Source organism: Arthrobacter sp. P4_F10 (assembly GCF_056401435.1).
The window spans coordinates 170,500-189,657 of record NZ_JBFUJJ010000004.1; the positions used below are offsets into that span (position 1 = coordinate 170,500).

28 protein-coding genes are annotated in these 19,158 nt (G+C 61.7%); 1 reads left to right on the forward strand and 27 read right to left on the reverse strand.

From position 1 onward, the window contains the following. Nucleotides 1-84 precede the first annotated feature (84 nt). From AC1DR1_RS06885 to rpsJ, 22 genes are all read right to left on the reverse strand, one after another. On the reverse strand, nt 85-654 hold the full coding sequence (locus AC1DR1_RS06885) for an adenylate kinase (RefSeq protein ID WP_229992791.1): 570 nt from the start codon (nt 652-654) through the stop codon (nt 85-87). Between the two features lie 5 nt (nt 655-659). Continuing rightward, nucleotides 660-1,970 (reverse strand): preprotein translocase subunit SecY, encoded by a 1,311-nt coding sequence (secY, locus tag AC1DR1_RS06890; protein WP_229992790.1) that lies wholly within the window; start codon nt 1,968-1,970, stop codon nt 660-662. Between the two features lie 188 nt (nt 1,971-2,158). Next, nucleotides 2,159-2,650, reverse strand: coding sequence for a 50S ribosomal protein L15 (rplO, locus tag AC1DR1_RS06895; RefSeq protein WP_091563112.1), 492 nt, complete (start codon nt 2,648-2,650; stop codon nt 2,159-2,161). Then, on the reverse strand, nt 2,651-2,857 hold the full coding sequence (gene rpmD / locus AC1DR1_RS06900) for a 50S ribosomal protein L30 (RefSeq protein WP_018773676.1): 207 nt from the start codon (nt 2,855-2,857) through the stop codon (nt 2,651-2,653). Between the two features lie 3 nt (nt 2,858-2,860). Continuing rightward, nucleotides 2,861-3,541 (reverse strand): 30S ribosomal protein S5, encoded by a 681-nt coding sequence (gene rpsE / locus AC1DR1_RS06905; RefSeq protein ID WP_173403037.1) that lies wholly within the window; start codon nt 3,539-3,541, stop codon nt 2,861-2,863. 26 nt (nt 3,542-3,567) lie between these two features. After that, nucleotides 3,568-3,951, reverse strand: a complete 384-nt coding sequence (gene rplR, locus AC1DR1_RS06910) for a 50S ribosomal protein L18 (RefSeq protein WP_018773674.1) — start codon at nt 3,949-3,951, stop codon at nt 3,568-3,570. 2 nt (nt 3,952-3,953) lie between these two features. After that, nucleotides 3,954-4,490: a 50S ribosomal protein L6 gene (gene rplF / locus AC1DR1_RS06915; RefSeq protein WP_011692797.1), complete on the reverse strand. Its 537-nt coding sequence runs from the start codon at nt 4,488-4,490 to the stop codon at nt 3,954-3,956. An 18-nt stretch (nt 4,491-4,508) separates the two neighbouring features. Continuing rightward, the gene (gene rpsH / locus AC1DR1_RS06920) at nt 4,509-4,907 is read right to left on the reverse strand and encodes a 30S ribosomal protein S8 (protein ID WP_018773673.1); all 399 of its coding nucleotides are present in this window, start codon (nt 4,905-4,907) and stop codon (nt 4,509-4,511) included. Between the two features lie 93 nt (nt 4,908-5,000). Beyond that, on the reverse strand, nt 5,001-5,582 hold the full coding sequence (gene rplE / locus AC1DR1_RS06925) for a 50S ribosomal protein L5 (RefSeq protein ID WP_091563108.1): 582 nt from the start codon (nt 5,580-5,582) through the stop codon (nt 5,001-5,003). Then, complete coding sequence (gene rplX, locus AC1DR1_RS06930; RefSeq protein WP_024366125.1) at nt 5,582-5,941, reverse strand: 50S ribosomal protein L24; 360 nt, start codon at nt 5,939-5,941, stop codon at nt 5,582-5,584. The genes rplE and rplX overlap by 1 nt, the downstream gene beginning before the upstream one ends. A gap of 3 nt (nt 5,942-5,944) precedes the next feature. Continuing rightward, nucleotides 5,945-6,313, reverse strand: coding sequence for a 50S ribosomal protein L14 (rplN, locus tag AC1DR1_RS06935; protein ID WP_003803789.1), 369 nt, complete (start codon nt 6,311-6,313; stop codon nt 5,945-5,947). A 569-nt stretch (nt 6,314-6,882) separates the two neighbouring features. After that, complete coding sequence (rpsQ, locus tag AC1DR1_RS06940; protein ID WP_051628707.1) at nt 6,883-7,191, reverse strand: 30S ribosomal protein S17; 309 nt, start codon at nt 7,189-7,191, stop codon at nt 6,883-6,885. Continuing rightward, nucleotides 7,188-7,517, reverse strand: coding sequence for a 50S ribosomal protein L29 (rpmC, locus tag AC1DR1_RS06945; RefSeq protein WP_066436863.1), 330 nt, complete (start codon nt 7,515-7,517; stop codon nt 7,188-7,190). The genes rpsQ and rpmC overlap by 4 nt, the downstream gene beginning before the upstream one ends. Before the next feature lie 2 nt (nt 7,518-7,519). Continuing rightward, on the reverse strand, nt 7,520-7,936 hold the full coding sequence (rplP, locus tag AC1DR1_RS06950; RefSeq protein ID WP_018773668.1) for a 50S ribosomal protein L16: 417 nt from the start codon (nt 7,934-7,936) through the stop codon (nt 7,520-7,522). After that, complete coding sequence (gene rpsC, locus AC1DR1_RS06955; protein ID WP_229992788.1) at nt 7,937-8,770, reverse strand: 30S ribosomal protein S3; 834 nt, start codon at nt 8,768-8,770, stop codon at nt 7,937-7,939. It lies immediately after the preceding gene. Beyond that, nucleotides 8,771-9,136, reverse strand: a complete 366-nt coding sequence (gene rplV / locus AC1DR1_RS06960) for a 50S ribosomal protein L22 (RefSeq protein WP_003803798.1) — start codon at nt 9,134-9,136, stop codon at nt 8,771-8,773. It lies immediately after the preceding gene. Nucleotides 9,137-9,174: 38 nt separating this feature from the next. Then, on the reverse strand, nt 9,175-9,456 hold the full coding sequence (rpsS, locus tag AC1DR1_RS06965; protein WP_018773666.1) for a 30S ribosomal protein S19: 282 nt from the start codon (nt 9,454-9,456) through the stop codon (nt 9,175-9,177). 12 nt (nt 9,457-9,468) lie between these two features. After that, on the reverse strand, nt 9,469-10,308 hold the full coding sequence (rplB, locus tag AC1DR1_RS06970; RefSeq protein WP_026266473.1) for a 50S ribosomal protein L2: 840 nt from the start codon (nt 10,306-10,308) through the stop codon (nt 9,469-9,471). A gap of 30 nt (nt 10,309-10,338) precedes the next feature. After that, complete coding sequence (rplW, locus tag AC1DR1_RS06975; protein ID WP_018773664.1) at nt 10,339-10,644, reverse strand: 50S ribosomal protein L23; 306 nt, start codon at nt 10,642-10,644, stop codon at nt 10,339-10,341. Continuing rightward, nucleotides 10,641-11,261, reverse strand: a complete 621-nt coding sequence (gene rplD, locus AC1DR1_RS06980; protein WP_090575302.1) for a 50S ribosomal protein L4 — start codon at nt 11,259-11,261, stop codon at nt 10,641-10,643. Before rplD ends, rplW begins: the two co-directional genes overlap by 4 nt. 4 nt (nt 11,262-11,265) lie before the next feature. Beyond that, nucleotides 11,266-11,916: a 50S ribosomal protein L3 gene (rplC, locus tag AC1DR1_RS06985; protein ID WP_003803812.1), complete on the reverse strand. Its 651-nt coding sequence runs from the start codon at nt 11,914-11,916 to the stop codon at nt 11,266-11,268. Nucleotides 11,917-11,933: 17 nt separating this feature from the next. Then, nucleotides 11,934-12,242 (reverse strand): 30S ribosomal protein S10, encoded by a 309-nt coding sequence (gene rpsJ, locus AC1DR1_RS06990; protein ID WP_003803825.1) that lies wholly within the window; start codon nt 12,240-12,242, stop codon nt 11,934-11,936. Between the two features lie 384 nt (nt 12,243-12,626). Between rpsJ and AC1DR1_RS06995 the strand changes: the two genes are divergently transcribed. Beyond that, the gene (locus tag AC1DR1_RS06995) at nt 12,627-14,051 is read left to right on the forward strand and encodes a GH1 family beta-glucosidase (RefSeq protein ID WP_476992385.1); all 1,425 of its coding nucleotides are present in this window, start codon (nt 12,627-12,629) and stop codon (nt 14,049-14,051) included. Nucleotides 14,052-14,069: 18 nt separating this feature from the next. Here AC1DR1_RS06995 and AC1DR1_RS07000 read toward each other — a convergent pair whose 3' ends face one another. The 5 genes from AC1DR1_RS07000 to rpsL form a co-directional block, all read right to left on the reverse strand. Further along, complete coding sequence (locus AC1DR1_RS07000; RefSeq protein WP_290369328.1) at nt 14,070-14,195, reverse strand: hypothetical protein; 126 nt, start codon at nt 14,193-14,195, stop codon at nt 14,070-14,072. A gap of 144 nt (nt 14,196-14,339) precedes the next feature. Then, nucleotides 14,340-15,530: an elongation factor Tu gene (gene tuf / locus AC1DR1_RS07005; RefSeq protein ID WP_090575294.1), complete on the reverse strand. Its 1,191-nt coding sequence runs from the start codon at nt 15,528-15,530 to the stop codon at nt 14,340-14,342. 251 nt (nt 15,531-15,781) lie between these two features. After that, nucleotides 15,782-17,896, reverse strand: a complete 2,115-nt coding sequence (gene fusA / locus AC1DR1_RS07010) for an elongation factor G (protein WP_364745505.1) — start codon at nt 17,894-17,896, stop codon at nt 15,782-15,784. A 69-nt stretch (nt 17,897-17,965) separates the two neighbouring features. After that, a complete protein-coding gene (gene rpsG, locus AC1DR1_RS07015; RefSeq protein WP_011692813.1) occupies nt 17,966-18,436 on the reverse strand; it encodes a 30S ribosomal protein S7 in 471 nt (156 codons plus the stop codon). A 1-nt stretch (nt 18,437) separates the two neighbouring features. Further along, nucleotides 18,438-18,812 (reverse strand): 30S ribosomal protein S12, encoded by a 375-nt coding sequence (rpsL, locus tag AC1DR1_RS07020; protein ID WP_018773658.1) that lies wholly within the window; start codon nt 18,810-18,812, stop codon nt 18,438-18,440. Between the last annotated feature and the right edge of the window lie 346 nt (nt 18,813-19,158).

A 19,158-nucleotide genomic window follows, 5' to 3' on the forward strand; every position in this document is an offset into this window, starting at 1 on the left:
CCCAACAGCGAAGGGCGCGTCCCGTACACGATGGTACGGAACACGCCCTTCTGTACTGCTTCAGTTGCAGTGCACAAGCGTGGTTCAGGCGGCCTGGGCCGACTTGATCGCTTCCATGACACGCTCGGTGACTTCGTCGATGCCGCCGATGCCGTCCACCTGGGTCAGGATGCCGCGCTCGGCATACTTGGCCACGACGGGTTCGGTCTGCTCGTGGTACAGGTCCAGCCGGTGACGGATAACGCCTTCGTTGTCGTCGCTGCGCCCGGTTTCCTTGGCACGGCCCAGGAGGCGGGTGACCAGTTCCTCGTCGTCCGCGGTGAGCTGAAGCACGACGTCGAGCTTCTGGTCGGCGCCGGCGAGGATCTCATCGAGGTAATCCACCTGTGCGGTGGTGCGGGGGTAGCCGTCCAGCAGGAAGCCTGCCTCGACGTCGTCTTCGCTGAGCCGGTCGCGCACCATCTTGTTGGTGACGCTGTCCGGGACGAAGTCGCCCGCGTCCATGTACTTCTTGGCTTCGACGCCGAGCGGAGTCTCACCCTTGACGTTGGCGCGGAAGATATCTCCGGTGGAGATCGCAACGACGCCGAGGCGTTCGGAAATGCGTTCCGCCTGCGTTCCCTTGCCGGAGCCGGGAGGTCCGATAATCAACATTCTCGTCATCGCAAAAGCCCTTCGTAGTGACGTTGCTGTAGTTGCGCATCAATCTGCTTCACGGTCTCCAGACCGACGCCCACCATGATCAGGATCGAGGTGCCGCCGAACGGGAAGTTCTGGTTCGCGTTGATCAGGACAAGTGCAACCAGCGGGATCAATGCCACGAAGCCGAGGTAGAAGGCTCCGGGCAGGGTGATCCGGGATAGGACGTACTGAAGATAATCCGCGGTCGGCTTGCCGGCGCGGATGCCCGGAATGAAGCCGCCGTACTTCTTCATGTTGTCCGAGACCTCTTCGGGGTTGAATGTAATCGCAACATAGAAGTAGGTGAAAAACACAATCATGGCGAAATACAGTGCCATATAGATCGGGTGGTCGCCCTTGGTCAGGTTGTTGTTGATCCACTCAACCCAGGGCTGCATCGGCTCGCCGGCCTTCGGCTGGTTGAACTGAGAGATCAGCCCCGGCAGGTACAGCATGGATGAGGCAAAGATGACGGGCACGACGCCGGCCATGTTCACCTTGATCGGGATGTACGTGCTGGTCCCGCCGACTGTGCGGCGGCCGATCATGCGCTTGGCGTACTGCACCGGGATACGGCGCTGGGACTGCTCCACGAAGACCACGAGGGCCACGGTGAGCAGGCCGATAACCAGGACCAGGAAGAAGGTGCCGGGGCCCTGGGCCTTCCAGATCGCACCGAGCGAGCCCGGGAAGCCTGCCGCGATGGACGTGAAGATGAGCAGGGACATGCCGTTGCCGACGCCCTTCTCCGTCACGAGCTCGCCCATCCACATGATCAGGCCGGTACCGGCCGTGAGCGTGATGATGATCAGGACCGTGGTGACGATGGAGGTGTCCGGGATGATCGGCAGCTGGCAGTTAGGCAGCAGCTGGCCGGACCGTGCCAGCGACACCAGTGTCGTGGCGTTGAGAAGGCCGAGCGCGATCGTGAGGTACCGGGTGTACTGGGTCAGCTTCGACTGCCCGGATGCGCCCTCCTCATACAGCTGCTGGAAGCGGGGAATGACCACCCGGAGCAGCTGGACGATGATGCTGGCGGTGATGTAGGGCATGATGCCCAGGGCAAAGATGGATACCTGCAGCAATGCACCGCCGCTGAACAGGTTGACGAGCTGGTAGATCCCGCCCGAGGTCTGACCGTTCTGCAAGCATTGCTGGACATTCTGGTAGCTCACACCAGGCGAGGGGATGAAGGCACCCAAGCGGAAGATTGTGATGATTCCCAGCGTGAACAACAACTTGCGTCGCAGATCAGGCGTGCGAAAGGCCCGGCCAAATGCGCTAAGCAAGCGTCCTCCTGAGTAATAAGTAAAGTCGTGTGAGACAGGTCAAATAAACCCAACAACCGAGTCTAACGGGTGGATGCGCCCGGCGAACAATCGGCAGGGCCAGGAAAATGAAAAAAACTCCCGGCACCGGGGGCCTGGGCCCCTGGTGCCGGGAGTTTTCAACAACGGGCAACTGCCCCGCCGCCTCGTTAGAGGGCGGTGGTGCTTCCGCCTGCTGCGGCAATCTTTTCAGCGGCACTGGCCGAGAATGCGTGGACGGTGACGTCAACCTTGACGGTGATGTCGCCGGTGCCCAGCACCTTGACGGGCTGGTTCTTGCGAACGGCACCCTTTTCGACCAGGTTCTCCACGGTGACTGCGCCACCTTCCGGGAACAGCTCGTTGAGCTTGTCCAGGTTTACAACCTGGTACTCAACCCGGAACGGGTTCTTGAAGCCGCGCAGCTTCGGCAGGCGCATGTGCAGCGGCAGCTGGCCGCCGGCAAAGCCAGCCTTGATCTGGTAGCGGGCCTTCGTACCCTTGGTACCGCGGCCAGCGGTCTTACCCTTGGAACCTTCACCACGACCAACACGGGTCTTGGCGGTCTTGGCACCCGGGGCGGGACGCAGGTGGTGAACCTTCAGTGCGTTCTGCTTTTCAGCGGCGCCCTGTGCCTTTTCGGCGGTGTTCTTCTCTGCCATTTACTTCGCCTCCTCTACCTTTACCAGGTGCGGAACCGTGTTGAGCATCCCGACGGTCACGGCGTCGGCGGTGCGGACAACGGTGTGTCCAATCCGCTTCAGGCCGAGGGACCGCAGGGTGTCGCGCTGGTTCTGCTTGCCGCCAATGGCGGACTTGATCTGAGTGATCTCCAACTTTGCATCGGAGACAAGCACGTTCTTAGCCATGACTCAGACACCTGCCTTCTGGTTCAGGAGAGCCTTCACCATTGCCGGCGGAGCGATCTCATCGAGCGGGAGGCCGCGGCGTGCTGCCACTGCTGCCGGCTCTTCGAGGCGCTTCAGGGCATCAACGGTCGCGTGAACGATGTTGATGGCGTTGGAGGAACCGAGCGACTTGGAGAGGATGTCGTGGATGCCCACGCACTCAAGTACTGCACGGACCGGGCCGCCGGCGATAACACCGGTACCGGCGGAAGCCGGACGCAGCATGACGACGCCTGCGGCGGCCTCACCCTGAACGCGGTGCGGGATGGTGCTGCCGATGCGGGGAACGCGGAAGAAGGACTTCTTGGCCTCTTCAACGCCCTTCGCGATGGCGGCGGGAACTTCCTTGGCCTTGCCGTAGCCGACGCCGACCATGCCGTTGCCGTCACCGACGACGACGAGGGCGGTGAAGCTGAAGCGACGACCACCCTTGACGACCTTGGAAACACGGTTGATGGTTACAACGCGCTCTACGAACTGGCTCTTCTCGGCTTCGCGGCCGCCGTCACGGCCACCACGGCCGCCACGGTCGCCACGGCCCTGGCCGCGGTCGCCACGCTCGCCACGACGGGCGCCACCACGGCGGTCGTCAGTGGTAGCAGGCGCAGCGGTCTCAGTTGCCGGAGCAGCTACAGCTTCAGTCACCTGAATGTCCTTTTCGTTATTTTCGGTCACAGTGCCAGCCCACCTTCACGTGCGCCGTCAGCGACGGCGGCGATCCGGCCGTGGTACTTGTTACCACCGCGGTCGAAGACAACTGCTTCGATACCGGCAGCCTTGGCACGCTCGGCGACCAGTTCGCCAACGCGCTTGGCCTTGGCGGTCTTGTCACCGTCGAATGCACGAAGGTCGGCTTCCAGTGTGGAGGCGCTTGCCACGGTCAGGCCCTTGGTGTCATCGACAACCTGGACGAATACGTGACGTGCGGAGCGGTTGACGACCAGACGCGGGCGTACAGCCGTACCGGAGATGCGCTTGCGGATACGAAGCTGGCGGCGGCTGCGCTGGGCAGACTTGCTCTTGTTCGTACGCTTCTTGTTAATTGCGATCGCCATGGTTACTTACCAGCCTTTCCGACCTTGCGGCGGATGACTTCGCCTGCGTAACGGATGCCCTTGCCCTTGTAGGGGTCCGGCTTCCGCAGCTTGCGAATGTTGGCAGCAACCTCGCCGACCTGCTGCTTGGAGATACCTGAAACAGAGAGCTTGGTCGGGGTCTCAACTGCAAAGGTGATGCCGTTCGGTGCCGAGACGTTGACCGGGTGGCTGTAGCCCAGAGCGAACTCCAGGTCAGATCCCTTGGCCTGGACGCGGTAACCAGTACCGACAATCTCAAGCTTCTTCTCGTAGCCTGCGGTGACACCCTGGATCATGTTGGCGATCAGGGTGCGGGTCAGGCCGTGCAGCGAACGTGAGGCGCGCTCGTCGTTCGGGCGGGCGACAGTCAGGGTGCCATCTTCCAGGGAAACCTCGATCGGGCTGGCCACAGTGTGGCTCAGCTCGCCTTTGGAACCCTTGACGCTGACGACAGAGCCGTCAACCTTGACCTCAACGCCGGCAGGAACGGTGATGGGGAGACGTCCAATACGTGACATTATTCTCTTCCTTTCCCGTTACCAGACGTAAGCGAGGACTTCGCCGCCCACGCCCTTCTTGCCGGCCTGCTTGTCAGTCAAGAGGCCGGAAGAGGTGGACAGGATTGCGACACCCAGGCCACCGAGCACGTGCGGCAGGTTGGTGGACTTTGCGTAAACGCGCAGTCCCGGCTTGGAAATACGACGAACGCCAGCGATTGAACGCTCGCGGTTCGGACCGAACTTGAGCTCGAGGGTCAGCTTCTTGCCAACCTCAGCGTCTTCTTCTTTCCAGGAGGCGATGTAACCTTCAGCCTTCAGGATGTCGGCAACGCGTGCCTTGAGCTTGCTGTACGGCATGGTCACGGAGTCGTGGTATGCCGAGTTAGCGTTGCGCAGACGCGTAAGCATGTCTGCGACGGGATCTGTCATTGTCATGTGGGCTCTTGCCCTTCCTCATAACGGTTTCCGCCGTGCCGGTTGTCCCGAACAGAATTCGGAACCAGCGGGCGGACCTTTTACGTAGCTAGATTAGTCTTCGGTCTTGAACGGGAAGCCAAGCGCCTTGAGCAGCGCACGGCCTTCGTCGTCGGTCTTGGCAGTGGTCACGACGGTGATGTCCATACCGCGAACGCGGTCGATGGAATCCTGGTCGATCTCGTGGAACATAACCTGCTCGGTCAGACCGAAGGTGTAGTTGCCGTTGCCGTCGAACTGCTTGCCGCTGAGGCCACGGAAGTCACGGATACGCGGCAGAGCCAGCGTGACCAGACGGTCCAGGAATTCCCACATGCGGTCCCCACGCAGAGTTGCGTGTGCACCGATCGGCATGCCTTCGCGCAGCTTGAACTGTGCGATCGACTTGCGGGCCTTGGTTACCTGCGGCTTCTGGCCGGTGATCAGGGTCAGATCGCGGACAGCGCCGTCGATCAGCTTGGAGTCCTTGGCGGCATCTCCAACACCCATGTTCACAACGACCTTGACCAGGCGGGGAACCTGGTTGACGTTCTGGTACTTGAATTCCTCAGTCAGCGAGTTCTTGATGGAATCGGCGTACTTGGTCTTCAGACGAGGAACGATCTTGCTTGCCGGAGTCTCGAGAGTCTCAGTCATTAGATGTCCTTCCCTGAGCTCTTGGCCACGCGGACGCGCACTTCACGCTTCACGCCATCGCGCTCAACGGTCTCGGTGCGGAAACCGACGCGGGTGGGCTTCTTGGTGGACGGGTCAACCAGAGCCACGTTGGAGATGTGGATCGAAGCCTCGACGACCTCGATGCCACCGGTCTTGGTGCCGCGCTGCGACTGACCGACCTTGGTGTGCTTGGTTACGCGGTTAATGCCTTCAACCAACACGCGGTTGGTCTCCGGGAATACGCGCAGAACCTTGCCCTGCTTGCCTTTGTCGCCGCCGCGCTCAGCCTTGGCGCCAGTGATGACCTGAACGAGGTCACCCTTTTTGATCTTAGCCATGGACTAGAGCACCTCCGGAGCCAGAGAAACGATCTTCATGAACTTCTTGTCACGAAGTTCACGACCAACCGGTCCGAAGATACGGGTACCGCGGGGGTCACCGTCGTTCTTCAGGATGACGGCTGCGTTCTCGTCAAACTTGATGTAGGAACCATCCGCACGGCGGCGTTCCTTCTTGGTACGGACGATGACAGCCTTGACGACGTCGCCCTTCTTTACGTTGCCGCCCGGAATTGCGTCCTTGACGGTAGCGACGATTACGTCGCCAATGCCTGCGTAGCGACGGCCAGATCCACCGAGAACGCGAATGGTAAGGATTTCCTTAGCACCCGTGTTGTCGGCGACCTTGAGTCGCGACTCCTGCTGAATCACTATTTACTCCTTGCGTCGCGCTGGTTCTCAGACCGAAAATCTTCCTACGGAATGAGCCTTGCGGAACGGTTGATCGGGGTGTCTCTTGACCTGCCTGGATTTTGCCAGACCAGGCCTAAACGCCCGTGCCAAAAACATTTGCTTCCCAGGCGGTTCCCGACGGGTCGGGGCGCAAGGGGGCACTATGCCGTGGCACGATTGTTTACGAGGTTGATGACGGCGCGCTAAAGGCGCCATACAAACTCAAAATCTTAGCACGTTTTGGGCGTATACCCATATCACAGCCCTGGCGCCAGCACACGTTAGCCCGCGCCCGCGGTGGCATCACACGGCGGCGCCACGCACCACTTGACCGCATCTCCCGGCGGCGGCGTCACTCAGGACAGGCTGTGGGCCCGCCTGCCGCCGGGCACCTGCGGAACCCGGCCGGCCGGCGTCGAAGGACTCCCCAAAGACTGCTCTGCGTGACGGGCGACGCCGCTGGTACGGCTGCCGGCAACGCGGAAGCCCCCGCTCCCCCAAAGGGGAACGAGGGCTTCTGCTGTATCACCAGGCAACAAGTGCAGGTGTTACTTGGCCTTCTCGAGGATCTCGACCAGACGCCACCGCTTGGTAGCGGAGAGCGGGCGGGTCTCGGCGAGGAGCACGAGGTCGCCGATGCCGGCGCTGTTCTCTTCGTCGTGAGCCTTGATCTTGGCGTTGCGGCGGATGACCTTGCCGTAGAGGGCGTGCTTCACGCGGTCTTCGACCTGGACAACGATGGTCTTTTCCATCTTGTCCGAGACGACGTAGCCGCGCTTCGTCTTACGGTAACCGCGCTCGTCAGCCTTGGCTGCGTCGGAAACAGTTTCCGTCACGTTCTCGTCCTTTTCACTCACTTGGCATCCTCCTCGGTTTCAACCGTTTCAGCCTTCTCGGCCTTCTTGGTTGCAGCCTTCTTGGACTTCTTCTCTTCCTTGGCTTCCACAACCGGTGCGGCAACCTCGGCACGAATGCCCAGCTCGCGCTCACGGAGAACGGTGTAGATGCGGGCGATGTCCTTCTTTACCGCGCGCAGACGACCGTGGTTCTCCAGCTGACCGGTGGCGGACTGGAAACGCAGGTTGAACAGCTCTTCCTTGGCCTTGCGGAGTTCTTCAACGAGTCGCTCGTTGTCGAAACCGTCCAGCTGTGCGGATGCAAGTTCCTTGGATCCTACTGCCATTTCTACTCACCACCTTCGCGACGCACAATGCGTGCCTTCAACGGCAGCTTGTGGATTGCCAGGCGCAGGGCCTCGCGAGCTACCTCTTCACTGACACCGGAGAGTTCGAAGAGAACCCGGCCCGGCTTGACGTTTGAGACCCACCATTCCGGAGAACCCTTACCGGAACCCATGCGGGTTTCGGCCGGCTTCTTCGTCAGCGGACGGTCCGGGTAAATGTTGATCCAGACCTTTCCGCCACGCTTGATGTGGCGGGTCATCGCGATACGGGCAGATTCGATCTGACGGTTCGTGACGTAGGCCGGGCTCAGAGCCTGGATGCCCCACTCACCGAAGGAGACCTGGGTGCCGCCCGTAGCAGCGCCGGAACGACCCGGGTGGTGCTGCTTACGGTGCTTGACTCGACGTGGGATAAGCATTTAAGCCTGTCCTCCTTCTACTGCCGGTGCAGCTGCTTCGACAGCCGGAGCTTCGGCAGCAGCAGGTGCTGCCTCAGCTGCGGGGCGGTCGGTACGACGGCGGCGGTCACCACGGTCGGCGCCACCCGGGCGGCCCGGGCGGTCGCCGGCACGGCCGCGGGACGGAGCAGCAGCTGCCTGCTGAGCCAGTTCCTTGGCAGTGACGTCGCCCTTGTAGATCCAGACCTTCACGCCGATGCGGCCGAAGGTGGTCTTGGCCTCGTAGAAGCCGTAGTCGATGTTCGCACGCAGGGTGTGCAGGGGCACACGGCCTTCGCGGTAGAACTCCGAGCGGGACATTTCTGCGCCGCCCAGTCGACCCGAGCAAGCGATCCGGATGCCCTTGGCACCGGCACGCTGTGCGGACTGCATGGCCTTCTTCATCGCACGGCGGAACGCCACGCGGGAAGTCAGCTGCTCTGCAACGCCCTGGGCAACAAGCTGGGCTTCCATCTCGGGGTTCTTGACCTCGAGGATGTTCAGCTGGACCTGCTTGCCCGTGAGCTTCTCAAGCTCGCCGCGGATGCGGTCTGCTTCAGCGCCGCGGCGGCCGATGACGATGCCCGGACGTGCCGTGTGGATATCCACGCGGACACGGTCGCGGGTGCGCTCGATTTCGACCTTGGCGATACCGGCGCGCTCCATGCCCGTGGACATGAGCTGGCGGATACGGATGTCTTCGCGAACGAAGTCCTTGTACCGCTGGCCGGCCTTGGTGCTGTCAGCAAACCAGTGCGATACGTGATCGGTGGTGATGCCGAGTCGGAACCCGTGCGGGTTAACTTTCTGTCCCACTTAGCGAGCCTCCTCTTTCTCCGGGGTAGCGACTACCACGGTGATGTGGCTCGTGCGCTTCTTGATCTGAAATGCACGACCCTGGGCTCGCGGCTGGAACCGCTTCATGGTCGGGCCTTCATCAACAAACGCTTCGCTGATGATGAGGTCACCTTCGTCAAACGCAACGCCGTCGCGGTCCGCGAGGACCCGGGCGTTGGAGATTGCCGACTGAACTACCTTGAATACCGGCTCCGAAGCTGCCTGGGGGGCAAACTTCAGAATTGCCAGAGCCTCATTCGCTTGCTTACCACGAACAAGGTTGACGACGCGCCGGGCCTTCATAGGCGTTACGCGGATGTGACGCGCAATTGCCTTGGCTTCCATTGCTTTCCTTCTCTCGTCTTTGACGTAAGTGCAGGCGCCTAGCGGCGCTTGCCCTTACGGTCGTCCTTGACATGGCCGCGGAATGTCCGCGTGGGAGCGAATTCGCCGAGCTTGTGCCCGACCATCGACTCAGTGACAAACACGGGGATGTGCTTGCGTCCGTCGTGTACGGCGATCGTGTGGCCGAGCATGTCGGGGACGATCATCGAACGGCGGGACCAGGTCTTGATGACGTTCTTGGTGCCCTTTTCGTTTTCCCTGGCTACCTTTACAAAGAGGTGCTGGTCAACGAAAGGACCTTTTTTCAGGCTGCGTGGCATGTGTCCAGGCTCCTATCGCTTGTTCTTGCCAGTACGACGGCGACGAACAATAAGCTTGTCGCTCTCTTTGTTGGGACGGCGGGTGCGGCCTTCGCGCTTACCGTTCGGGTTGACGGGGTGACGTCCACCGGACGTCTTACCCTCGCCACCACCGTGGGGGTGGTCAACCGGGTTCATGGCGACACCACGGACAGTCGGGCGAACGCCCTTCCAGCGCATACGGCCGGCCTTGCCCCAGTTGATGTTCGACTGCTCGGCGTTGCCGACCTCGCCGACGGTTGCGCGGCAGCGCACGTCAACGTTGCGGATTTCGCCGGAAGGCAGACGCAGCTGGGCGAAACGGCCTTCCTTTGCAACGAGCTGGATCGATGCGCCGGCGGAGCGGCCCATCTTGGCGCCGCCACCCGGACGCAGTTCGACTGCGTGGATTACGGTACCGACCGGGATGTTGCGCAGCGGAAGGTTGTTGCCGGGCTTGATGTCAGCGTCGGCGCCGGCCTCTACGAAGTCGCCCTGGGACAGCTTGTTCGGGGCGATGATGTAACGCTTGGTGCCATCAACGTAGTGCAGGAGCGCGATCCGAGCCGTACGGTTCGGGTCATACTCGATTTCGGCAACGCGGGCGTTGACGCCGTCCTTGTCGTGGCGACGGAAGTCGATCAGACGGTACTGGCGCTTGTGTCCACCACCCTTGTGACGGGTCGTGATCTTACCGGAGTTGTTACGGCCACCCTTTTTCGGGAGGGGACGTACCAACGACTTTTCCGGCGTCGACCGCGTGATTTCAGTGAAGTCCGCTACGCTCGAGCCGCGACGGCCCGGGGTAGTCGGCTTGTATTTACGGATTCCCATAATTTATTTCCTCGTTAAAGTGGTCTCCGCTTATGAAAGCGGACCGCCGAAGATGTCGATAGTGCCTTCTTTGAGGCTCACAATGGCACGCTTGGTGTTCTTGCGGGTACCCCAGCCGAATTTGGTGCGCTTGCGCTTACCGGCACGGTTGATGGTGTTGATCGATTCGACCTTGACGGAGAAAATCTTCTCCACGGCCAGCTTGATCTCGGTCTTGTTCGAGCGGGGGTCCACCAGGAAGGTGTACTTGCCCTCATCGATCAGGCCGTAGCTCTTTTCCGAGACGACGGGTGCAAGCACGACGTCGCGCGGGTCTTTGATGGTGGCTGCACTCACTTGGCATCCTCCTCGTTCTTTGCAACCTTGTCAGCAACGAATGCTTCGTAGGCAGCCTTGGTGAAGACTACGTCGTCGGAAACGAGAACGTCGTAGGTGTTCAGCTGGTCTGCGTACAGAACGTGAACTTCCTCGAGGTTGCGCACGGACAGTGCAGCAACATCGTTGGCGCGCTCAATGACAACGAGCAGGTTCTTGCGCTCGGAGACTCCGCGCAGGGTCGCCAGTGCTTCCTTGGAGGACGGCTTGGAGCCGGCAACCAGGTCAGCAATGACGTGGACGCGGCCGTTGCGGGCGCGGTCCGAGAGTGCGCCGCGCAGTGCAGCAGCAATCATCTTCTTGGGGGTGCGCTGGCTGTAGTCACGCGGCGTGGGGCCGTGGACAACGCCACCACCGGTCATGTGAGGAGCACGGATGGAACCCTGACGGGCGCGGCCGGTGCCCTTCTGCTTGAACGGCTTGCGACCTGCACCGGAAACCTCGGCGCGGGTCTTGGTCTTGTGGGTACCCTGGCGAGCAGCAGCGAGCTGGGCAACGACAACCTGGTGCAGCAGCGGCACGTTGGTCTGTACGTCGAAGATCTCTGCAGGCAGGTCAACCTTGACAGTGCTAGTCATTGAACTAGGCTCCCTTCACGGCGGTGCGTACGAGTACGACCTGGCCGCGGGCGCCGGGGACGGCGCCCTTGATCAGGAGCAGCGACTTCTCGACGTCAACCGCGTGGACCGTGAGGTTCAGCGTGGTGTGACGAACGGCGCCCATGCGGCCGGCCATTTTCATGCCCTTGAAGACGCGGCTCGGGGTGGATGCGCCACCGATTGAACCGGGCTTACGGTGGTTCTTGTGGGCACCGTGGGAAGCTCCAACGCCGTGGAAGCCGTGACGCTTCATAACACCGGCGAAGCCTTTACCCTTGGTGGTGCCAACGACGTCGATCTTCTGGCCGGCTTCGAAGAGCTCTACGGAGAGCTCCTGGCCCAGCTCGTAAGAGTCAGCATCTGCAGTGCGCAGTTCTACGACGTGGCGGCGAGGCGTGACGCCTGCCTTTTCAAAGTGACCAGCCAGCGGCTTGGTGACCTTGCGGGGATCGATCTGGCCGTAGCCGATCTGAACGGCGACATAGCCATCAGTTTCTGCGTTGCGCAGCTGCGTGATGACGTTCGAGTCAGCCTGGACCACAGTGACGGGGATGAGCTTGTTGTTCTCGTCCCAGACCTGGGTCATGCCGAGCTTCGTGCCCAGCAGGCCCTTTACGTTACGGGTTGCGGTCATAGTCTCTCAGCACCTCCCTACAGCTTGATTTCGATGTTCACGTCGGCCGGCAGGTCGAGACGCATGAGCGAATCAACAGCCTTGGGCGTGGGATCGATGATGTCGATAAGACGCTTGTGCGTGCGCATTTCGAAGTGCTCGCGGCTGTCCTTGTACTTGTGCGGAGAGCGGATAACGCAGTAAACGTTCTTCTCCGTCGGCAGCGGCACGGGGCCAACTACAGTTGCGCCTGCGCGCGTGACCGTCTCAACGATCTTCCGTGCTGAAACGTCAATGACCTCGTGGTCGTATGACTTCAGCCGGATGCGGATTTTTTGTCCCGCCATGTCGCCTGACTCTCTTTCAGTAAATGCTGCTCTGTTTACTTGCCTGTTGTATGTGGCTGCCGAAGCATTTGAAGTCGTGACTACCACCCGCCGCACAAGCTGAATCCGGAAGGATCCGGGTTCCTCAACCTGCCGACGTAACCGACCCCCGCGGTCGGGCGTGTCGTACGTTTTCACACGTACGCGTCCGCAATTCCATGGGGAGTGGGTTATGTTTGGTCTCTCACTTGGACCCTGGCACCCGGCATTATCCGGATCGGGACGCGAAAGAGCGCTTGAACAACTCATCTAGTATGCCGGAATTTGCGGGCAGAAGCGAATCAGCCCACCGAAGGGGCCGGTGGGCCCATTGTCCTGAATCGCCGTCGAATGGATGATTAGGGCATGACTGTGCAGGACTCTGTAACAGTTCAGGCCCTCGCCGCACGCCTGAGCCCCGGATTCACCCTCGGCGTGGCCTCCGCGGCGTTCCAGATCGAGGGGAACCTCGCGGCCGGCGGCCGTGGGCCCTCCGGCTGGGACGCGTTCGCCGAAAAGCCGGGCAACATCCTGCACGGACACTCCCCCGCAGTGGCCTGCGACCACTACAACCGCGCGGAGGAAGACATCGCGCTCATGCGCGAGCTCGGGATCGATTCCTACCGGTTCTCGATCTCGTGGCCGCGGGTCCAGCCTGAGGGCACCGGCCGCTTCAACGCGGCGGGGCTGGACTTCTACGACCGCCTGATCGACCGGCTGCTCGCCGCCGGCATCTCGCCCATGGCCACTCTCTACCACTGGGATACGCCGCTCCCCCTGGAGCAGCGCGGCGGCTGGATGAACCGTTCGACGGCGGAACGGTTTGCCGAGTACAGCGCGGCCGCCGGCAAGAGGTTCGGCGATCGCGTGGCGCAGTGGGTGACGCTGAACGAGCCCGCCTCGGTCACCCTCAACGGCTACGCCCTGGGCGTCCACGCGCCCGGCCATGGCCTGCTCTTCGAGGCCCTGCCGTCGGTGCGCCACCAGCTCCTGGGTCACGGCCTGGCGGTGCAGGCGCTGCGGGCGGCGGGCGTGTCCGGCGCCGTTGGCGTCTCGAACCTGCATTCCCCCGTCCGCCCGGCGTCCGGCTCGCTAACCGACAGGCTGCTGGCCGGGGTTTTCGACCTCGTGCTGAACCGGCTCTACGCGGACCCGATCCTCCTGGGCCGCTTTCCCCGGCCGCCTCTGATCGCCCGGCCATGGTTTCGTTCGCTGGGCAGGATTACCGACGCGGACCTGGCCACGATCCACCAACCGCTGGATTTCTACGGCCTGAACTATTACTACCCCGTGAAGGTGGCCACGGGGGGCGGCATCGACAGCCCTGCCGCAACCGCGGCGGCGATGCTGAAAGTCCCGTTCCACATGGCCGCGTTCCCGGAGTACGAACTCACGGGATTCGGCTGGCCGGTTGCCCCGGACCATCTGGGGATCCTGCTCCGGGAACTGAAGGACAGGTACGGCGAGTCACTGCCCCCGCTCTACATCACCGAGAGCGGGGCGAGCTTCCCCGAACCGGACCACGTCAGCGGTCCTATTCCCGACGCCGGGCGGATCAGCTACCTCGCCGCCCACCTCAGCCAGGCGGTGGAGGCCACCGCCCCCGGGGGCGTGGYCCACGACGTCGATCTGCTCGGCTACTACGTCTGGACGCTCATGGACAACTTTGAATGGGCGGCCGGTTATTCCCAGCGCTTCGGCCTGGTACATGTGGATTTCACGACCCTCCAGCGCACGCCGAAAGACTCGTACTACTGGTACCAGGCCCTCGCGCGTGCCCGGCGGCCCTGAGTCCCGCCCGGCCCGGGCCTACTGGTTCCGGTTTGCCCGATTGATGCGCTTGGCGCGCTCGATCTCCTGGCGGAAGTGCCTCTTCGCCCAAAAGAATGCGACGACAACCGCCACGACGATCAGTAGAAAAATGAACCAGCCCATAGTGAGCTCCTTTCCCTTCCTGCAAAGGTATCAGGAACTTAAAAAGAACAGCCCCGCTGCAAGTGCAGCGGGGCTGTTCCCGGTCCTCTGAACAGCTGCCAGACGGCCGGCCGATCAGTGGTCAAGCATCAGATCAGCAAGTAATTACTTGACGATCTTGGTGACGCGTCCTGAACCAACGGTGCGGCCGCCTTCGCGGATAGCGAAGCCGAGGCCCTCTTCCATTGCGATCGGCTGGATGAGCGCAACGGTCATCTCAGTGTTGTCGCCGGGCATAACCATTTCCGTGCCTTCCGGCAGGGTGATAACGCCGGTTACGTCCGTGGTGCGGAAGTAGAACTGCGGGCGGTAGTTGGAGTAGAACGGGTTGTGACGTCCGCCTTCGTCCTTGGAGAGGATGTAGACGTTAGCCTCGAAGTCGGTGTGCGGGGTGATGGAACCCGGCTTGACGACAACCTGGCCACGCTCGACATCGTCGCGCTTCAGACCGCGGAGCAGGAGGCCACAGTTCTCGCCGGCCCATGCTTCGTCGAGCTGCTTGTGGAACATCTCGATACCGGTAACCGTGGTCTTCTGGACCGGACGGATGCCGACGATCTCGACCTCGGAGTTGATGGCGAGGGTTCCACGCTCGGCGCGGCCCGTAACAACGGTGCCACGGCCGGTGATCGTGAAGACGTCTTCGATCGGCATCAGGAAGGGCTTGTCACGGTCACGTACGGGGTCCGGAACCGAGTTGTCGACAGCTTCCATGAGGTCCTCGATGGACTTGACCCACTCCGGGTCGCCTTCCAGAGCCTTCAGGCCCGAAACGCGGATGACCGGTGCTTCGTCGCCATCGAAGCCCTGCGAGCTGAGCAGCTCGCGAACTTCCATTTCGACGAGGTCGAGGAGTTCCTCGTCATCGACCATGTCAGCCTTGTTCAGCGCGACCAGCAGGTAGGGAACGCCAACCTGGCGGGCGAGCAGAACGTGCTCGCGGGTCTGAGCCATCGGGCCGTCAGTGGCGGCAACCACGAGGATTGCACCGTCCATCTGAGCAGCGCCGGTGATCATGTTCTTGATGTAGTCAGCGTGACCCGGAGCGTCTACGTGTGCGTAGTGGCGCTTCTCGGTCTGGTACTCAACGTGGGAGATGTTGATGGTAATGCCGCGCTGACGCTCTTCGGGAGCAGAGTCAATCGACGCGAAGTCACGCTTCTCGTTGAGAGTCGGGTACTTGTCGTACAGCACCTTGGAAATGGCGGCCGTCAGCGTCGTCTTACCGTGGTCAACGTGACCAATGGTACCGATGTTAACGTGCGGCTTAGTCCGCTCGAACTTTGCCTTTGCCACAGGTTCCTCCTAGAACGTTTTCAAATGACTTACCCTTCGGCCGCGCTTGTCGCGGCAGAAACTCCAGTAAGTCTACTTGGGGGGCTTTGGATTGGTGAAATTGCAGATTCAGGTACTAATGCTAGTGCCTAGAGCCTGTTCGTGCAGGCGGCCGGACTTCGGTCTGGACCGGAGCCCGGCCACTTGCACCAGATGAATCTCCGTTGGCGGAGACGCATCCGAGTTCTTGCTGCTGCGATGCGTCCTAGGGACTACTCGCCGCGGTTCTTCTGGATGATCTCGTCGGCAACTGCCTTCGGGACCTCGGCGTAGCTGTTGAACGTCATGGAGTACACAGCGCGGCCCTGGGTCTTCGAGCGCAGGTCGCCGATGTAGCCGAACATGCCGGACAGCGGGACGTGTGCGCGAATAACCTTGACGCCCTGGGCATCTTCCATGGACTGCATCTGGCCACGGCGGGAGTTGAGGTCACCGATAACTTCACCCATGTATTCCTCAGGGGTGCGGACCTCGACATCCATCAGCGGTTCGAGCAGGACAGGGTTCGCCTTGCGTGCGGCTTCCTTGAAAGCCATACGGCCGGCGATCTTGAACGCCATTTCCGAGGAGTCAACATCGTGGTAGGCGCCGTCAATCAGCGTTGCCTTGATGCCGACAACCGGGTAGCCGGCCAGGACGCCGTCGTTCAGCGCATCCTGGATGCCGGCGTCAACCGACGGGATGTACTCGCGCGGAACGCGGCCACCGGTGACCTTGTTCTCGAACTCGTACAGCTCGCCTTCCGCAGTGTCCAGCGGCTCGATCGCGATCTGGATCTTTGCGAACTGGCCGGAACCACCGGTCTGCTTCTTGTGCGTGTAGTCGTGACGCTCTACAGCACGCTTGATGGTTTCGCGGTAAGCAACCTGCGGTTTGCCAACGTTCGCCTCAACCTTGAATTCGCGGCGCATGCGGTCCACCAGGATGTCCAGGTGGAGCTCGCCCATGCCGGCGATGATGGTCTGGCCGGTGTCTTCGTTGAGGGAGACCTGGAAGGTCGGGTCCTCAGCGGAGAGCTTCTGGATGGCCGTGGAGAGCTTCTCCTGGTCACCCTTCGTGTTCGGCTCGATCGCAACCGAGATCACGGGCTCCGGGAAGCTCATGGACTCGAGGACAATCTGGTTGGCCGGATCGCACAGGGTGTCACCGGTAGTGGTGTCCTTCAGGCCGATCGCTGCGTAGATGTGGCCGGCGGTAGCGCCCTCGACGGGCATTTCCTTGTTGGCGTGCATCTGGAACAGCTTGCCGATGCGCTCCTTCTTGCCCTTGGTGGAGTTGACCACCTGCGAGCCTGCTTCCACGTGACCGGAGTACACGCGGATGAAGGTGAGCTGGCCGAAGAAGGGGTGCGCGGCGATCTTGAAGGCCAGTGCGGAGAAGGGCTCTTCAGAGGAGGGCTTACGGGTAAGTTCCTTCTCTTCGTCGCGGGGATCGTGACCGATCATCGGCGGGACGTCGAGCGGGTTCGGCAGGTAGTCCACGACTGCGTCGAGCATCGGCTGGACGCCGCGGTTCTTGAATGCGGAACCACAGAAGACCGGGTACAGCTCAGAGTTGATCGTCATCTTGCGGATGCCGGCCTTGAGCTCATCGATGCTGATCTCTTCGCCTTCGAGGTACTTCTCCATGAGTTCTTCGGAGGCCTCGGCAACAGTCTCAACGAGAGTTGCGCGGTACTCTTCGGCCTTCGCCTGGAGGTCAGCCGGGATCTCGCGGATCTCGTACTTCGCACCCATGGTGACGTCACCCTTGGCGTCGCCGGGCCAGACCAGCGCGCGCATGTAGAGAAGGTCGACTACGCCGATGAAGTCGTTCTCGGCGCCGATCGGCAGCTGCATGACCAGCGGCTTGGCACCGAGGCGGCCGATGATGGTGTCGACGGTGAAGTAGAAGTCAGCGCCGAGCTTGTCCATCTTGTTGACGAAGCAGATGCGCGGAACGTTGTACTTGTCGGCCTGGCGCCAAACAGTCTCGGACTGCGGCTCCACGCCTTCCTTGCCGTCGAACACTGCGACTGCGCCGTCGAGGACGCGCAGGGAGCGCTCAACCTCGACCGTGAAGTCAACGTGGCCGGGGGTGTCGATGATGTTGATCTGGTTGTTTTCCCAGAAGCAGGTCACGGCGGCAGACGTGATGGTGATGCCGCGTTCCTTTTCCTGTTCCATCCAGTCAGTCGTCGAAGCGCCGTCGTGCGTTTCGCCGATCTTGTGGTTCACACCCGTGTAGAAGAGGATGCGCTCGGTAGTAGTGGTCTTGCCGGCATCGATGTGGGCCATGATGCCGATATTGCGGACCTTGCTAAGGTCGGTAAGCACGTCCTGTGCCACGGTGTCTCCCTTTCGGATGGACTGCACGTTCGCCGCCGGCTCAGTCGAGCCGGCGGCGTCCGGGAAGTATTACCAGCGGTAGTGTGCGAAGGCCTTGTTGGACTCGGCCATCTTGTGGGTGTCTTCGCGACGCTTCACAGCGGCACCGAGACCGTTCGAGGCATCCAGGATTTCGTTCTGGAGGCGCTCGGTCATGGTCTTTTCGCGGCGGGCCTTGGAGTAGCCAACCAGCCAGCGGAGGGCGAGGGCCGTGGAACGGCCCGGCTTGACCTCAACGGGAACCTGGTAGGTGGCGCCACCAACGCGGCGGGAGCGGACCTCAAGCGAAGGCTTGACGTTCTCCATGGCCTTCTTGAGGGCTGCAACGGGGTCGCCGCCGGACTTGGCGCGAGCACCCTCGAGTGCACCGTAAACGATGCGCTCTGCGGTGGACTTCTTGCCGTCAACCAGCACCTTGTTGATGAGCTGGGTGACCAGCGGGGAGCCGTAAACGGGATCTAGAACTAGCGGCCGCTTGGGGGCCGGACCCTTGCGAGGCATATTACTTCTTCTCCATCTTTGCGCCGTAGCGGCTGCGAGCCTGCTTACGGTTCTTGACACCCTGGGTATCGAGGGCGCCACGGACGATCTTGTAGCGGACACCCGGAAGGTCCTTCACGCGGCCGCCGCGGACGAGCACAATGGAGTGCTCCTGCAGGTTGTGGCCTACACCGGGGATGTATGCGGTGACTTCAATGCCGCCGTTGAGGCGCACGCGAGCAACCTTACGCAGAGCCGAGTTCGGCTTCTTCGGGGTCGTCGTGTAAACGCGGGTGCAAACACCGCGGCGCATCGGGCTGCCGTTAAGCGCGGGAGCCTTGGTCTTTTTGACCTTAGGCGTGCGGCCCTTGCGGACCAGCTGGTTAATCGTAGGCACTCTCGTGTTCTCCGTTTTATCCGGAGCGGCCGTTGGCGGCCGCTCTCTTGTCGCTGCGCCTCGCCGCCCGAGCTTTGAAGTTCTCTCCAGAGCAGCTGAGGCGAAGCCTTAATAGTCGGACCGCACGCCGGGGTCCAAGGACTTTCGACCTGAATTGCCCCTAGGCATGCGAAAATGTGGCATACGTTGCACAAGAACCCTGCAAACCGGAAACGTCGTCCTGGTTGAACCTTTCAGCTGCAACCGGCGCACTCATCCACTGCCACAATAACAATTAGTCTCAAGTCTAACACGGACGGCTCCCAGCCCTTAATCGGCGGGGTTTACCACTGGAAAGGCCCCGCCC

Excerpts from the sequence above, each read along its gene's own strand:
- rpsG (WP_011692813.1), bottom strand. The coding sequence starts at position 18,436 with ATGCCTCGCAAGGGTCCGGCCCCCAAGCGGCCGCTAGTTCTAGATCCC.
- rplV (WP_003803798.1), bottom strand. The coding sequence starts at position 9,136 with ATGGAAGCCAAGGCAATTGCGCGTCACATCCGCGTAACGCCTATGAAG.
- rpmD (WP_018773676.1), bottom strand. The coding sequence starts at position 2,857 with ATGGCTAAGAACGTGCTTGTCTCCGATGCAAAGTTGGAGATCACTCAG.
- rplO (WP_091563112.1), bottom strand. The coding sequence starts at position 2,650 with ATGGCAGAGAAGAACACCGCCGAAAAGGCACAGGGCGCCGCTGAAAAG.
- rpsS (WP_018773666.1), bottom strand. The coding sequence starts at position 9,456 with ATGCCACGCAGCCTGAAAAAAGGTCCTTTCGTTGACCAGCACCTCTTT.
- rplR (WP_018773674.1), bottom strand. The coding sequence starts at position 3,951 with ATGGCGATCGCAATTAACAAGAAGCGTACGAACAAGAGCAAGTCTGCC.
- AC1DR1_RS06885 (WP_229992791.1), bottom strand. The coding sequence starts at position 654 with ATGTTGATTATCGGACCTCCCGGCTCCGGCAAGGGAACGCAGGCGGAA.
- rplD (WP_090575302.1), bottom strand. The coding sequence starts at position 11,261 with ATGACTAGCACTGTCAAGGTTGACCTGCCTGCAGAGATCTTCGACGTA.
- rpmC (WP_066436863.1), bottom strand. The coding sequence starts at position 7,517 with ATGGCAGTAGGATCCAAGGAACTTGCATCCGCACAGCTGGACGGTTTC.
- rplC (WP_003803812.1), bottom strand. The coding sequence starts at position 11,916 with ATGACCGCAACCCGTAACGTAAAGGGCCTGCTGGGCACGAAGCTCGGC.
- rpsJ (WP_003803825.1), bottom strand. The coding sequence starts at position 12,242 with ATGGCGGGACAAAAAATCCGCATCCGGCTGAAGTCATACGACCACGAG.
- rplP (WP_018773668.1), bottom strand. The coding sequence starts at position 7,936 with ATGCTTATCCCACGTCGAGTCAAGCACCGTAAGCAGCACCACCCGGGT.
- rplB (WP_026266473.1), bottom strand. The coding sequence starts at position 10,308 with ATGGGAATCCGTAAATACAAGCCGACTACCCCGGGCCGTCGCGGCTCG.
- rplE (WP_091563108.1), bottom strand. The coding sequence starts at position 5,582 with ATGACTGAGACTCTCGAGACTCCGGCAAGCAAGATCGTTCCTCGTCTG.
- rplX (WP_024366125.1), bottom strand. The coding sequence starts at position 5,941 with ATGGCTAAGATCAAAAAGGGTGACCTCGTTCAGGTCATCACTGGCGCC.
- AC1DR1_RS07000 (WP_290369328.1), bottom strand. The coding sequence starts at position 14,195 with ATGGGCTGGTTCATTTTTCTACTGATCGTCGTGGCGGTTGTCGTCGCA.
- rpsH (WP_018773673.1), bottom strand. The coding sequence starts at position 4,907 with ATGACAATGACAGATCCCGTCGCAGACATGCTTACGCGTCTGCGCAAC.
- rplF (WP_011692797.1), bottom strand. The coding sequence starts at position 4,490 with ATGTCACGTATTGGACGTCTCCCCATCACCGTTCCTGCCGGCGTTGAG.